The following is a 15,328-nucleotide window of genomic DNA, read 5'->3' on the forward strand; positions in this document are numbered from 1 at the left end:
CGGCCCGATGCGGCCCGCCCTCGGCGCGGCCCGACCCCGGCGCGACCCAGCGCGGCGCGACCGGGGCGACCCGGCCCGGTTTTGCGGCGCGGCGCGGCGCCTCCTCGGATTCGGCGTCGCCGGGGAGCGCGGCGCGGCGCGGCGGCGATGAACGACACGAGGTCATGGAAGTCGGGCCATCGGGGGGCCTGGGACACCGCGACTTCATTGAGGTCGAGTGGCCGCCACCGGCGTGGCCGCTGCGAGCGCCGGAGGATCACGACGGGCCGGGCGCGGCCTGTCAGGCGGTGATCCGGGTTCCGGCGGGAAGCAGGCGCCGACCACCCAGAAAACTTGCGAGCATGTCACGGTCGGACGGCGCCAGCCCGGCGATCGGAACTGGAATGACCTGCTGCCGATTGACCTTGAGCAGCAGCTGACCGGGGATCGGCTCGACCGACTCCAGCGCTTCCCAGCGGATCAGGCTCTCCATCAGCACCGAAACCATTCGCACACCCTCGTCGGAGAACTGCCAGGCGATCGGGATGCCGTACAGCTTCCAGCTCGCCCGGACCCCGCCGCGTACCAGCAACGACGGCAGGGCCCAGAAGATGACCGCACCCAACAGCCAACCCACCGCCACCACCGGCTCGTCACTGAGGAGCAGGGTAACCGCGGCCGGCAGAAGCAGGATGAACCCGCAGGCCGTGAAGAGGCGAAGGGCCTGGCGCATCGTGCGGCGCAGCGCCACCGCCAACAGACGCCGGTCCGGCTGGGTCTCGAAGCTGATCATCACGGCCGCAGACGATACGCCGGAATGGGCGGGCTACGCCTAGACCTGCAGGTGTCCAAGATGCGTCGAGTCCCGAGATGATCTCGGCCTTCTCGGGGTTGACCACCAAGCGCCAATGCACCTGTTGAGAGCACCAGTGAATGCGTCTGCAGGTCCTTTGCGCGTTCCGTCACTCATAATCTGAGGCATCTGAACAGGGGTGACCGGACTTGACGGGACGTCGGTGCCGACCAAGGAAGGCGCCGACATCCCGTCAAGTCAGCAACATCGAGTCGTGGATCGCCAAACTAGGAAGCATGTGAATTCGCATCGTGCCTGAAAGTGAATCCGTGCCGAATTCTACGACTGCCTCACATTCGACAGATGTGTTCACAAACCTGAGCCGGAACGCACCTTCTCGAAAGACATCGACGAACTCCTCCCCCTCAGCGTCGAGGAACAGAACGCGGACGCTTCGCCCCAGCCCGTCATATGTAATCTCTCCTGAGCCTGAATCGACCGACCAGACGAGAGTTCTGACACCCTCCTCGCCTTCGTCAACGGTGCCGCCAACGAAGTACCTGATCTCCTCAAGCTCCTGATCGGTCGGAGCTTCGAACACAGCGCCAGTCACTTCAACGCTCCTTGCGGAAGCCGATATCTTGACACGCTTCCGATCGGGATGACTGTAGTGAGTCTGCGGGTGCCATCCGCCATGACCTGCCAGGTGGAGTCGAGGCGCAAGAAACCTCCCGGCCCCGCAAAAAGCGACTCTCGAACCTCGTACGATCCGTGTTCGTTGTTGAAGGTTCTGGAGACGTTGGAGTTGAAACCACCAGCTTCCTCCAGATGCTCTCGTAGCAACGCGCGACCATCCGCGTCGTCCAGGACCCCGATTCGACGCATCGCGATGCCGTTCTGCGTGGATCGGTCAATATTATGTTGCCGCCCCTGAGTCACATTTCCCATGACGTAGTCGAACTTCGCCTCGTCTACCTGTACACCGCAGTTGTGGACGAGGACAGAGCTCTCTCCAGAGACCACATAGTACGTGTGGATGTTGGCCACGGTGAGGTTGTGGACGGTAGCCCGCGCGACGGTCCAACGCTCGATCGCAGTGACCTGGACGTAGGTGCCGGCGTTGGTCTGCAGCCACTGCCCGGACTGCAAGTCGGTGGCGTCGACCCACTCGTGCAGCTCGGGCACCCAGAACGGGTGACCGTCGGTCGCGGTGACCTCGGCCGTCTCCGCGCCGCGCTCGCCGTCGGTGTCGATGGTGACCTTCACCAGGTGCTTGACACCGTCACCCTTGATCGCGGCGGCGACAGTCTGCACTTCGGTCCGGCCCGTCTCCGGGTCGGTGGCCATGACCTTGTCGCCGGGCTTCACGTCCTCGATCGGCTTCGTGGAGCCGTCGCCCATCAGGACCTTAGTGCCAGGCACGAAGCTATTGGCGGGATTCTCGCAGCTGCCGCCACCCGAACTGCTGGCGCCGCCGCCCTCGTCGGCCTTGCCGGCGCCGCCGCCACCGCTGCTGCCACCCTTGCTGCGGCTGGTGCCACCCGAAGAACCGCCCGGCTTCGAGTCGCCCTTGCCGCCACCGCCGGCGCCCTTGCCGCCACCACCGCCGGAGCCCGCGGAGGAACCCTTCGGGTTGGACTTGGCCTGGGCGTCCTTCTGGACCGGGTTACCGGTCTTCTTCGTATTGTTGACGGCCTTGTTGCTGGTCGTGTTGACCTTGTCGGCGGCCTTCTTCTTCGCCGCCTGGGCGGCCTTCTTCGCTCGTTCGATGGCCAGCTTCTTGGCGTTCAGCGCCGCCTGCTCGGCGGCGCGCGCCGCCGCCAGCACCGCCTCGGCCGCGCGTTTCGCCGTTCTCCACGCCTGGATCGCGGCGATCGTCCGGTCGACCGCCCGGATCACGGCCGGGATCTTGCCGATCTTGCCCCAGGGGATCGCCCCGATGATGAGGCTGCCGCACGCCCACATGTCACCGCCGAAGCAGTTGATGGCGTCGTTGATCCCGATGAAGTCCTTCAACACGGACCAGGCCGCGCCGAGGATCACCGACATGATCGAGCGTCCCGAGTCCGCCTGGGCCTGGGAGACCTGCGCCGCCGACAGGCCCGCGCCCGCCAGCGCCGCCGCCATCTCGGAGGCGGTCAGCGCCACCGACAGACCGCTCGCGTCCGAGAGCGTCACCGGGTTGTTGTGGGCGTACGCGTAACCGTTGTTCTGCGCCGGGTCCGTCAGGTCCAGCACCGGGTCGGCCGAAAGGAACCGACCCACGGTCGGGTCGTACAGCCGCGCCCCGAGCGGGGCGTAACCGGACGCGTCGTCCCGCGTCGAGCCGAGGAAGCCCGCGTTGGCCTGCATGTTGTGCACCGGGCCGCGCAGGTTGCCGAACGGGTCCTGCTTGCGCAGCCGCACCGGCATTCCACCGCTGAGGCCCACCTCCGCGTACGGGCTGCCCTGGTGGTCGCCCGCGAGGGCAACGAGGGTGGGCGCCGCCGTGGTGTGTGAGTAACGCACGACCGTGCCGCCCGGAGTGGCGTACGAGCGCTGGGAGTTGACCAGCACACCGCCCTTCTGCACGGTGAGCTGGGACTCGCCCAGGTGCAGAGTGGCCTGCCGCGCCTGGATCGTCAGCAGTCGGGTGCCACCGGGCCCGTAAATGTGGCGGGTCTCGTCCTGCGGCTCCCACTGCTGGGCGGCGGCGGCACTGTCGCAGGTCGCCAGCACGAGTGGCGTGCCGTTGGCGATGGCCGCGTCCTTGACGGCCACACACAGGCCGCTCGCGGAGTGCTTCAGCTGCCCGGTGGAGGTGCGCTCCAGGCGCTGCGCCGCCGATCCGTTGCACTTCTGAATGCCGAAGGCCGAGCCGGCCGTGTTCGCCGCCGGCTGGACGCACCACGTGCCGTCGAGCGGAGTCAGAGTGCCCAGGTTGGCGTTCTTCTGGCCGGGCTCCGCGACGAAGGTCCACTTCTGGGCGGGGGTGTCGTTGCAGGAGTACAGCTGAATCGGCCGGCTCGGCTCCAGCGATCCGTTGCTCAGGTCGATGCACTTGGCGCCGAGACCGACGTACGCGGTCCGGCCCTTCGTGCCCTGGCCGGCGATCCGCTCGACCTGGCCGTCGTAGGTCCAGGACAGGGTCTGCTCGTCGCCGTTCTCGAGGGACTTGACGGACTTCGTCTCGCCGGTCAGCTCGTAGAGCCGCTCCGCCTCGGCAATGACCTGGGCACCCGCCGGGGTGACGTACTCCTTCGTCACCTTGGTCAGGGTGCGCGGCTGGCTGCCGTCGGCCTTGCCGTAGGCGTAGGTGCTGGTGGCGTCCTTAAGCTGGACCTGCTCCCCCGCCGCTTTCCTGATGTGCCCGTCGACGTCCTTCTCGACAAGCTTGGTGCGGTTGCCGAGGAGGTCGTACTCGTACTCCTGCCAGTAGCCGGAGCCGTCGGTGCCGACCGCCACGTTGAGGCTGCCGTCGGCGTTGATCGGGCCCGGGTTGCACAGCGCCTGGTCCTTGGCCGTCCAGGCGGTCTTCAGCCGGCCGAGCGAGTACTGGAAGCACTGCCGTTCCTCGATGCCGGTCGCCTGCTCATGGATGGCGAGGACGTTGCCCGCGTCGTCGTACCAGTAGGAGCGGTTCGATACCAGGTTGCCGCCGACCACGCCGTTGTCGGTCGTCTGCTCGCGGTAGACCTGCTGGTTGGTGAGGGCGCCGCTGGCGTCGTCGTACGTCGCCATCGACCACACCCGGTACGGCTGCGCGCCCAGCGTCGACCGGAGCACCTGCCCGTACGGCGAGTAGACGGTTTCCGAGCCGTACCAGTCCTTGCCGGACACCGAGAGCGGCAGGCCGTCCTTGGTGTAGCGGACCAGGACCTTCTCCGACGGAAGGTTCCCGACCTCCGGCAGCGTCGTCGACTCTGTCAGGCCGGTGTCGGTGTACGTGTAGTCGTAGGTGTACGAGGTCTTCAGGCCCCACGTGTCAGCGATCGGCTGCGGCAGCGTGAGCGTCGTGGACGTCGGCTGGTAGTCGGGGGTGTAGCCGCCGACCGACTGCTTGTACGGCAGGCCGTCGGTGTAGCGGGTGGCCGTCGCCGGCAGGCCCTTGCCGCCGGGCACGGTGTCGTAGGTGTACTCGGCCAGCAGTGTGCCGGTGCTGTCGCCGAGGCGCTGCTGCGTCGGGCGGGACAGCTCGTCGTAGCCGTTCCAGACAGTGATGTTGCGGGCGTTGGTGGCGGTGAGCTGCCGGTCCCGGTGGTCGTAGGTGAACCGGCTGGTGCCGGCGTCCGGGTCGGTGCTCTGCGTCAACCGGCCGCGCTGGTCGTAGCTCCAGGTCCACGGGTGGGTCGGGTCGGCCGAGTGGTTGGCCTTCACCAGCTGACCACGGGCGTCGTACTCGTACCTCATCGAGGTGAACGCGGTGTGCGCGGCGTTGGTGAACGTGTCGACGCGGGCGGTGCGGCCAAGGGCGTCGGTGAAGAGGCGGTAGGAGGTCGCGCCCGCCGGGTTGACGACCGTGGAGTGGTCGGCGCCATACGTGTAGCTGGTGGCGCGCGACGGCGATTCGACGCCACGCAGGACCGGCGTCTCCTTGGTCACTCGACCCAGGCCGTCGTACGTGTAGCGCGTCGCGTTCGGCACGGCCGTCTCCGCGAGCGGGGTGAACAGCTGGCCGATCGGCGAGCCCTCGGCGAAGTAGGCGTTGTTGGTCTGCCACACCTCGCCGGAGGTGTTGTACAGGGTGTCGGTGATGAGTCGGCCGCCGCCGGTGGCCTCCTCCTGGGTCTGCCGCTCCCGGCCCAGACCGTCGTAGAGGGTGACCGAGGTCTGGATCTTGTTGTCGTGACCGCGGCTGAACGTGGTGATGTACGGCGGCTTGCCGGCCTGCACGGCGTACTCGGCCTTGAAGTCCGGAACGGCCGCGGCCGACGGGGTGCGGCCCGGCGCCCACGCCTCGACGAGGCGGCCCAGCGCGTCGTACTTCGCCTCGCTGACCCGGCCGTTCAGGTCGGTGGTCTTGACCGTGACGGCACGGCCGGGGTCGAGCTCCTGGACCTGCTTGTGCCCGAGCGAGTTCTCCTCGGTCACCGAGTAGGACTGGCCGTTGGCCATGCCGTAGCTGATCTTCGAGATCTTGCCGTCGGGGTCGGTGTTCTGGATGACCCGGCCGATGAAGTCGAAGGCGGTGGTGCCGTCGGACTGGAAGCCGGAGCCGTCGCCCTTCAGCGACCAGGTCTCGGTGGCCAGGCCACGGGTGGTGGTGTCGAGTCCGACCCCGTACGCGTTGCCGTCGTAGGCGACACGACCGGCGCCGCTGAGCGTCTTCAGGTCGCCGAAGGTCGCGGCGGCGCAGGTGGTCGGGCTGGTGAGGGTCTGCTTGGTCAGGCCGATGATGTTCTTGTCGACCCGGTGCAGGTACTCGAAGGAGGTGCAGGACTCGTCGCCGGTCCTGCCGGTGTCACCGAGCACCTCGATCTGGGTGGGCAAGCCGTAGGTCGTCTCGAAGGTGGTCTTCGTTTCGACGGCCCGCAGTGTGCGGTCGTCGTCGCCGGTGCCCGACGAGCGGGTGTACGACACCTGCCGCGGCTCGGTGACCCGCCAGGCGCGCAGCGGGCTGAGCCCGTCGTCACGTGACCGGATGGCGAGTTCCTGGGCGTGCGGGTAGGTGACGCTGCGGGTGAGCCAATCCGCGTCGGCGTCGTCGGCGTTCGCGTACGTCAGTTCCTCGGCCACCCGGCCGGCGAACGGCTCCTCGTCCTTGGCGATCTCGACGCCGGCGATGTCCTTCACCGGCACCGTGTCGCCCATGCCGCGGAAGTAGCGGGTGACGGCCTTGGTCCGCTTGCTGCCGATGTCCGGGTCGTCCGCCCCGGTGATGACGGTGACCTGCTGGAAGCCCGCGAACTGGGAGTAGGTGCGGGTGGCCTTCTTGGTGAACTCCTGCTCTGCGAGCCGCCAGCCGGGGTTGTCGTAGGCGTACCGGGTGAAGGTGCCGAAGGCCCCGTCGATGGCGGGGAGTTCCTCGACGCTCTCCACGACGTACTTGTGGAACCAGTCGATGTCCTCGACCGCCGGGTCCGGGTGCCAGAACGACGGGTAGCAGAGCCGGTCGTTGGCCTTCAACTCGGCGGTGTCGGTCTTGCCGGGCAGGCCGGTGCCCGTGGCGCAGTCACCCGTGGGCTGCTTGTAGGTGACGACGGTTTCGCCGCCGTACTCGTTGATGACCCGGGCGATGCGCAGCCGGGAGAAACCGGGGCGGTTGTCCCGCTTCACGCGGTTCGGCATGTCCTCGGTGTTGGACTCGAAGCGCACCGCGTTCAGGCTGATCTTGTCGTCGGCCGCGCCGCTGCGTCCCCAGCCGGTCCGCTTGACGGACTCCAGCCAGAGGGCGGTGTTGGGGCCGGTCTTCAGGACCGGGAAGGACTGCGTGAGCTGGTACTCGTCCACCTTCTGCAGGGCGCTCGTCTCGGGACGCCGCTGCGCCCAGGTGGTGATCCTGTCCAGCCGCTTGCGGGAGAAGAACGACGGCGAGGCGTTCCAGCACTTCTGGCCGGAGGCGCACCGCAGGTCGGCCGGGGTGTCGTACCAGATGCGGAACTTGCTCGGATCCTTGCTGGTGAAGTTCTCCTCGGTGCAGGTCACGGAACCCTCGGTGTAGCACCGCTCGGCGACGTCGAAGGTGACCCGCGCGGGCGGCGCGGCCGAGAAGATGTTGTCCCGGCGCTGCCCGTAGTCGATGCGGGCCAGGTAGCCGCCACGGTCGTACGGAACCGGGTCCTTGAAGTTGAAGTTGCGGGCGTAGTTGTTCGTCTCCTTGGCCCACCACAGGCTCATGGCGTTGCCGTGGATGTCCTCGACGTAGTCGAGGGACCACCGCCAGGCCTGGGTGCAGAAGGAGCCCGCCCAGTCGCCCTCCTTGTAACAGGTCTCGGCCGGGTCGCCGTCGTTGGCGTGGTTGCCGTACACCGGCACGGTGAGGACCGAGTTGGTGACCGGGTCGTCGGCGGCGGTCCCGTTGTCCGACCAGCCCGGCAGGCGGTTCAGCCCGAAGTGGTAGCGGGTGCCGTCCCGGGTGGTCACCACCCAGTACTCGCCGGACTTGTCGCCGTTCGCCCGGCCGGTGTCCTTGAGCAGCTCGACCTTGGAGCCGTCGCCGTTCGCGGTGAACCAGGCGTTCTTGGCCGAGTCCCAGACCAGCTCGGTGGTCATGCCGCCGAGGGTGAGGGTGGCGTTGTTCGAGCCCCAGCACAGATCGGCCGTACGGTGCTTCTCATTGTTCGAGCCGGGCTTCTTCGAGTCCTCACGGCATGTCGCGTAGCTGCGGGTGATCGCTCCCGCGTTGTAGTCCCAGCCGTCACCGATCCAGGAGGCCTGGTTGTTGGTGGCCGAGGTACGGCCGTCCACCGACTGCGATGAGTACCCCAGGGCCACCTTGGGCGCCAGGCCGCCGGCGGATTCCGGCACCTGGACCTGGTAGGAGTAGGTGAACGCGCCGTTGGAGGAGCCCGCGGCCCAGGAGCCGGAGGAGAGCAGCGGCGTGGCGGTGAAGTCGCCGGCCGCGGAGGCCCCGGTGTCCAGGACGCCGACGACGCCCGAGGCGGTGGACGGCTCAGCTGCGTCGAGCGTGGCCCGGCTGGTCAGGGCGTCCGAATCCGCACCGAGCAGGCGGCCGACCGGCACGCTGCCCGTCACGACGCGGCGCACCGGCGCCTCCTCTTCGGCGGCGATCTTCATGCGGGTGGGTGCCTTGGCGGCGGGCACCAGCTTCACCTCGCTGCGCACGGCCTGGGCGGCGTCGGTGCCGGCGGCGGAGAAACGCGTCGTCGCCGAGCCGTCGCCGGTGGCGCAGTCGCCGCTGTCGGGCGCGTCGTAGACGCACTCGGGGAGCAGCACGACGCCGAAACGGTCGGCGGCCTGCGGACCGTACAGGTCGGCGAAGGGCGTGTAGTCCACGGCCAGTGCGACTTCTGCCGCCGGGTCGACAGTGGCCGGCGGGGTGATCTTCATGATCAGGCCGGACAGGCCCGCGTCCTGGGACGCCTCGGGGGCGGCGAGGTCCACGGTCCAGTTGCCGGCGAGGGTGGCCGGATCACCGCCGGCCGGCACGCCGAGCGCGACGGGCAAATCGTCGACCGGCTTGGTGTCCCCGGCCTCGATCCCCGTGAGGTCGACGACGCCGCTGTCCTGCTGCCAAGGGGTGACGGCCTGCGGCTCGTACGGGTCCACCGGCACCGGGTCGGCGGTGGTCAGGTTCGTCTCGGCGTTCTCGTCGTGACCGACCCGCTCGCTCTCCGGAATGTCCGGCAGGTCGACCTGCATCTCCTCGCGGTGCATGCCCGGGCCGGGCACCGCCCACGCCTCGGCCGGCAGCATCGTGCCGACCAGAGTCGTGGACAGGAACAGCACCATCGCCGTACGGCCACGACGCCACCGGGGATGGTTGGGCCTCGCCGGGATCCGACGGCCATGCCACCGCAGCAAACCGGTACCACGCATACGTGTCGACTCCCACCCAGCGCGAAGACGAAAGAGGAGGCACGGCAGGGCCGCGCGAGACCACGCGCCGGCCACGGCACGTGCGTGAGGACTCTGCGGCACGCCGGATCAGCACTCAAGGTCACGGAGGGTGATCACTCGACAGCTGATGTGGCATTCACCACTGTCGAATCCTCCCCCCGCAGCACGAATAGGGAATGTCCGGCGGGGAACACGGATACGGATATGACCGTCATTCCGCGACAGTCAAAACACGCATACATGATCGAATTCCGGCGCAACCGTCCACTTGCGCCGCGTAATGATCACGAATTGGTATCGGTCGCTGGATGGGCGAGATGACCCGTCGGCGTGCGATCGTGTGCCCGCGTTCTGCCCGGCGGCCCGGCGGACCGGGCTACCTGCATGCGCCTTTCCTTGTCCGCTGGCCCCACGGGAGTAGACCCGCCGTGACTGCGCCTCGCCTGCTCAACCCCTTCGTGCGCACGCGCACCAGGCTGGCCCTCAGCCTGGGCCTCCTGCTGGCACTCGTCGCCGCCCTGCTGCCCTGGTGGCCCGGGCCCGACGCAGCTCGGAAGGCGTCCCCACGCGTCGCGCCGGCGCCGGTCGCCCCGCGCGACCAGGCGACCGCGATGAACGACGCCGTCCGCACCGGCCAGGAGGTGCTCGTGGAGACGGCCACGACGAGCACCTCACTCACCTGGGCGCTCCCGGACGGGCAGCTGCGCACCACGATCCACGCTGTCGCCCAGCGCGCGAAGAACGCCCGGGGGCAGTGGGCGCCGATCGACAACACGCTCACCCGCGGCCAGAACAACCCCGGTGGGCTCGACGTGCACCCCGTCAACGCCCCCACTCCCCTACGCTTCTCCAACGGCAGCCCCGGTACCGGACCGGCCGTGCTGGCCGAGGTGGAGATGGAGGGCCACACCGTCGCGTACACCTGGCCCGGCGCCCTGCCGGAGCCGGTGCTCGACGGTCCGCGCGCCCTCTACCCCGAGGTCCTCAGTGGAGTCGACCTGCTCGTCGTCGCCCGCGAGGACGGCGGCTTCGCCCAGTTGCTGATCGTGAAGTCACGCGCGGCCGAGACGCTCAAGGCCGTCGAGTCCCTGACCTACGGCCTGCGCTCCGAGACGCTCGTCTTCCACCGCGACGCGACCACCGGCGGAGTTCGGGTCCTCGACCGGGCCGGCAAGGAGGTCGGTTCGATCCCCACGCCGTTCGCCTGGGACTCCGCCGGCAGTGACCCGGAGGCACCCGAGACGGCCCCACGTACCGCCGTGGAAACCTCGGCCGAGGTGCTCGAGCTCTCCGGCCTCAACGGTGCCGAGCCAGGTTCCCGCCGGGCCCCGATACCGACCCGCCTCGACGGCGACGGCACCGGCGACGTTCGCCTGCACCTGAACGCCGCGGCCAGCGGCCTGCTCACCCGCGAGGACACGCTCTTCCCGGTCTTCCTCGACCCGACCCTCAAGAGCGGTCAGCAGGCCTGGGCGACCGTCTACTCGCAGCACGCCAACACCAACACCTGGAACGGCACCAACTTCAACTCCGGCACCACGGACGCGCGAGTGGGGTACGAGGAGGACACCCCGCTGCGGGCACGCTCCTTCTGGCGGATGGGCTACAGCTCCGCCATCAAGGGCGCGGCGGTCAGTGCGGCCACCTTCAAGGTGCTGAACAACCACTCCTGGAACTGCACGGCCAGGGAGATGCAGCTCTGGCTGACCGGTGCCATCTCCTCCGGCACCACCTGGAACAAGCAGCCGAGCTGGACCAAGGAACAGCAGCGGAAGTCCTTCGCCCACGGCTACGGCAGTAGCTGCGCCGACGACTACGTGAGCTTCAACGTGCTGGACGCGGCCCAGCAGGGTGCCAACAACGGCTGGTCGAACATCACCCTCGGGATGCGCGCCACCAGCGAATCCGACACCTTGACCTGGCGCAAGTTCAAGGTCAGTTCCGCTGAGCTCAGCGTCACCTACAACCGGCCACCCAAGGAGCCGACCGCCGGCACCTCGTCGCCCGGCGGCAACTGCGTGCCCGGTCCCGGCAACGGCGTGACCGTCGCGAAGACGAACCTCGTCCTGGCCGCGACCGGCAGCGACCCGGACGGCAACCTGAAGGCGCTGCGTTTCCGCTTCTGGAAGAACGGCGCCACGGCACCCGCCGACACCGTCGTGACCACCCTGAGCAGCGGCAGGGGCAGCATCACCATCCCCTCCACCACGCTGGTGGACAAGACCACCTACTCCTGGGACGTACGCGCGGAGGACGCCACCGGGGCGATGTCCTCGTACTTCCCGCCGGGCAACGAGCCGTGCCGCCTCACGATCGACGCCTCGGCACCCCCGGCGCCCGACGTCAGCAGCGATGTGTGGCTGGAGGCCACCCCGGACGGCGCGACCTGGTCGAAGCTGAAGTTCGGGGAGACCGGTCCCATCACCTTCACCGCAGCCGGTGCGAGCAAGTTCAGCTACGCCTTCGAGGCCATCAACGCCCTGGAGGTCCCTGCGACCAACGGCACAGCTACTGTCCCCAACCTGAAGCCGCGGCACGCCGGCCCCACCACGCTGCACGTGTACGCGTACGACGCGGTCGGCAACAAGAGCGCCCGCACCGACTACTACTTCTACGTGCCCCCGAAGGAGGCCGCGGACAAACCCGGTGACACCGGCGGCGACGTCATCCCGGATCTGCTCCTCGTGGACTCCACGGGCAACCTGCGCAACTACGCCGGTGACGAGGGTGGCGAACTCTACGCGTGGCTCGCCGCCTCCTACGACGACGCCGGGAAGCTCAATCCACCCGGTCACTGGTACAACCCGGCGACGGGTCAGGCAGCCCTGATCACCAAGTACGACGACGCCTACCCCGGTGACGGGGTGACCGACCTGTTCGCCCGCACCCCGGACGGCGGCTTCTGGCTCTATCCGGGTGACGGGTACGGCTCCTTCAACGTCGACCAGCGCCTGCGAGTCCTGCTGCCGGCCAACGTGCCCGCGCCGTCGACCTGGACGCAGATCAAGGCCGTCGGCGACATCACCGGCGACAAGCGGCCGGACCTCGTCCTGCGGTCCGGGCCGACCTTCTGGGCGCTCTCCGGGTACACGGGGGCAAGCTTCCAGGAGGCGACCCTCATGAACAGCGACGCGTGGGCCCGCCGGGAGATCGTCAACGTGGCGGACATCGACCTGGACGGCACGCCGGACCTGCTCTGGCGGAACCTGGACAACGGCAACATGTACGTCCGGCACGGCAAGCCGGGGCCGATCGCGGGCAGCGTGAGTCTGGACTCGTTGAAGACGGCCGCGGCGTCCCGCAGCGGCGACGTCTCCTACGGCAACAGCTGGACGGAGGCGAACGTCAGCGCATTGATCGGAATCCCGGACGTCAGCGGCGACCGGGTGCCGGACCTCTGGGCCCGCTCCGGGACGGACGGACAGATGCGGATCTACCATCCGTCCACCACGAACACGAACGCACCGGTGAAGGTCGTCCTGGGCGACGACTGGCGCATCATGAAGTCCTTCGGCTGAGCCGACCGGTGCTCACCGGGGAACGGGCCCGAACAGGTGACTGTTCGGGCCCGTTCCCGTCTCTCCGTCGAACTCTCCCGCACCGCAACGCCGATCATGAGGTTGACCGACCGGAGAAGCCCTCGCCAGCCTCATCGGCGCAAACAACTATCCGGTGAACGCGGACTGGCGGCTCTCCCCGCCTGTCGGAGCGTCGGACTCACGCAGGCCGTAACGGCGGTAGACCCGGCCCAGCGGGCCCGGGGCCCACCAGTTCCACCGGCCCAGCAGTCGCATAGTGGCCGGCACCAGCAGCGCCCGGACCAGCGTCGCGTCGACCACGATCGCCACGATCATGCCGACCCCGATCAGCTTGATGTAGGCCATGCTGCCGCTCGCGAAGCCGGCCACCACGACGATCAGCAGAAGCGCGGCAGCGGTGATGATGCGTCCGGTTCGCTGGAGCCCCGCGGCCACCGAGGCCGTGTTGTCGCCGGTGCGATCCCACTCCTCGCGCACCCGGGAGAGCAGGAACACCTCGTAGTCGGTGGCGAGCCCGAAGAGCACGGCCAGCATGAGGATCGGGTTGCTCGGTTCGATGAAGCCGGTCGGTGTGAACCCGAGCAGGTCGGCGAGGTGCCCGTCCTGGAAGATCCAGACCACGACGCCGAACGACGCGCCGATCGAGAGCAGGTTCATCAGCACCGCCTTGACCGGGAGCACCACCGAGCCGAATGCGAGGAAGAGCAGCAGCAACGTCGCGCCGGCCATCAACAGCGCCATCCACGGCAGCCGGGCACCGAGACTGTCCAGCAGGTCGCGGTCCGCGGCGGGTCGGCCGCCGACCAGCGTCTCCGCCCCCGCCGGGGCGGGCAGGTCGCGCAGCGCCCGCACCACGTCCTGAGCGGCGTCGCCCGTCGGCTCGCCGGGGTAGGTGACGGTGAGCAACGTGGACTCGCCCCGGCTGGCCGCGACGCTCACCCCGGTCACGCCGGGCACCCGGGCGACGCGGTCGGCGTACGGGCGGACCGCGTCGGCGGGCACGCCGGAGACGAGCACCTCGACCGGGGCCACCGTGCCACCGGGAAACTCCGCGGCGATCCGCTCGGAGACCACCCGGGGCTCGGCGCCCGCCGGCAGCACCCGTTCGTCGAAGCCGCCGAACGTGATCCGGAGGAACGGCGTGGCCAGCAGCACCAGCAGAACGGCGACCCCGACCAGGTAGCGCACCGGACGGCGCATCACGCTGCGCGCGATCCGGGCCCAGGCGCCGGTCACCGCGCCCGCCACCGGCCGCTCACCCGCCGTCCGCCGCCACCACCTCAGCGGTACGCGCACCGCGTCGATCCGCGGGCCGAGCACCGCCAGCAGGGCCGGCAGCACGGTCAGCGCCGCCAGCATGGCGACCAGCACGGCGGCCATCCCGCCGAGGCCCATGGACCGCAGGAACGACTGCGGGAAGATCAACAGGCTGGCCATGGCGAGCGCGATGGTCAGCCCGGAGACGAGCACGGTACGGCCGGCGGTGGCCATGGTGCGCCGGACGGCTTCAGATGTCGAGTGCCCGGTCGCCAACTCCTCGCGGAACCTGCTCACCATAAAGAGCGCGTAGTCGACCGCCATCCCGAGGCCGATCAACGTGATCACGTTGATCGCGAAGATCGACACCTCGGTGAAGAGGTTGACCACCCGGACCGCGATGAAGCCGCCGAGGATCGCCAGCCCGCCGATCAGCAACGGGGTGGCCGCAGCGACCAGCCCGCCGAAGATCAGCACCAGCAGCACCAGCAGGATCGGCATGGACAGCAGCTCGGCGCGGGTGATGTCCTCCGTCGTGCGGGTGTTCGCCTCCTCCAGGAACGGCACGTTCCCACCGGTCTGCGTACGCACCCCGGGAGTCTCCAGCGCCGGACGCAGCCCCCGGTACGCGCCGGACTTGCCGTCCTCGTCGTCCGCCCGGAGCTGGACGAGCGCGTACGTGGCCCGCCGGTCGGAGGCCAGCAGCGCGGGCGCGCCGGTGTCGTACCAGGTGGTGACCCGGCTGACCTCCGGCCGCTCGCGTACCCGGGCCACGGTCGCGGTGACCGGGTCACGGAACGCCGGCTGGTCGGCCGTGGTGGTGTCGCTGGACCAGAGGACGATCACGTCGGCGCTCTGTGGTCCCAGTTCGTCGACGATCCGCTCGTACGCTCGGCTGGATTCGCTCGCCGGGTCCTCGAAGCCGCCGCCGGTGAGCTGCCCGAAGACCGCGGTGCCCCAGGTCGCGCCCACTGCCGCCAGCAGCAGCCCGGCGGCCAGCACGGCCCAGCGCAGCCGCGCCACGACTCGTCCCCACCACCCGAACACCCCGCGCCTCCCTCCGAACCACCCCAGCATCGTCCCCCACTCCCCCTCCGCCCGCCGCACCCCGCCGCCGCCCGCCGCCCCCGTCGAGCTCCGTCGGTGAACTCGGTTGATCATGAAGTTATTGCTCAGGAAAGCGCTCCCATGAGGCAATAACTTCATGATCACGGCCCCGGGAGGCCCCGGGAGGCCCCGGGAGGCCCCGGGAGGCCCCGGG

At 69.2% G+C, this 15,328-nt stretch carries 5 protein-coding genes; 1 reads left to right on the plus strand and 4 read right to left on the minus strand.

The annotated features are described in order from the left end of the window. Positions 1 to 280: 280 nt before the first annotated feature. The 3 genes from AB0F98_RS03065 to AB0F98_RS03075 all read right to left on the minus strand — a co-directional run bounded on the left by AB0F98_RS03065 (position 281) and on the right by AB0F98_RS03075 (position 9,250). A complete protein-coding gene (locus AB0F98_RS03065) occupies positions 281 to 775 on the minus strand; it encodes a YcxB family protein (RefSeq protein ID WP_357727757.1) in 495 nt (164 codons plus the stop codon). A 250-nt stretch (positions 776 to 1,025) separates the two neighbouring features. Next, positions 1,026 to 1,385, minus strand: coding sequence for a hypothetical protein (locus AB0F98_RS03070; protein WP_357727760.1), 360 nt, complete (start codon positions 1,383 to 1,385; stop codon positions 1,026 to 1,028). After that, complete coding sequence (locus tag AB0F98_RS03075) at positions 1,382 to 9,250, minus strand: ricin-type beta-trefoil lectin domain protein (protein WP_357727763.1); 7,869 nt, start codon at positions 9,248 to 9,250, stop codon at positions 1,382 to 1,384. The genes AB0F98_RS03070 and AB0F98_RS03075 overlap by 4 nt, the downstream gene beginning before the upstream one ends. A 449-nt stretch (positions 9,251 to 9,699) precedes the next feature. Between AB0F98_RS03075 and AB0F98_RS03080 the strand changes: the two genes are divergently transcribed. Beyond that, positions 9,700 to 12,789, plus strand: coding sequence for a DNRLRE domain-containing protein (locus AB0F98_RS03080; protein WP_357727766.1), 3,090 nt, complete (start codon positions 9,700 to 9,702; stop codon positions 12,787 to 12,789). Positions 12,790 to 12,936: 147 nt separating this feature from the next. On the opposite strand, the gene AB0F98_RS03085 is transcribed toward AB0F98_RS03080, so the two are convergent. Then, on the minus strand, positions 12,937 to 15,114 hold the full coding sequence (locus AB0F98_RS03085) for an efflux RND transporter permease subunit (protein WP_357727769.1): 2,178 nt from the start codon (positions 15,112 to 15,114) through the stop codon (positions 12,937 to 12,939). Positions 15,115 to 15,328: the final 214 nt, after the last annotated feature.

Source organism: Micromonospora sp. NPDC023737, assembly GCF_040639715.1.
Lineage (GTDB): Bacteria > Actinomycetota > Actinomycetes > Mycobacteriales > Micromonosporaceae > Micromonospora.

Excerpts from the sequence above, each read along its gene's own strand:
- AB0F98_RS03075 (WP_357727763.1), bottom strand. The coding sequence starts at position 9,250 with ATGCGTGGTACCGGTTTGCTGCGGTGGCATGGCCGTCGGATCCCGGCG.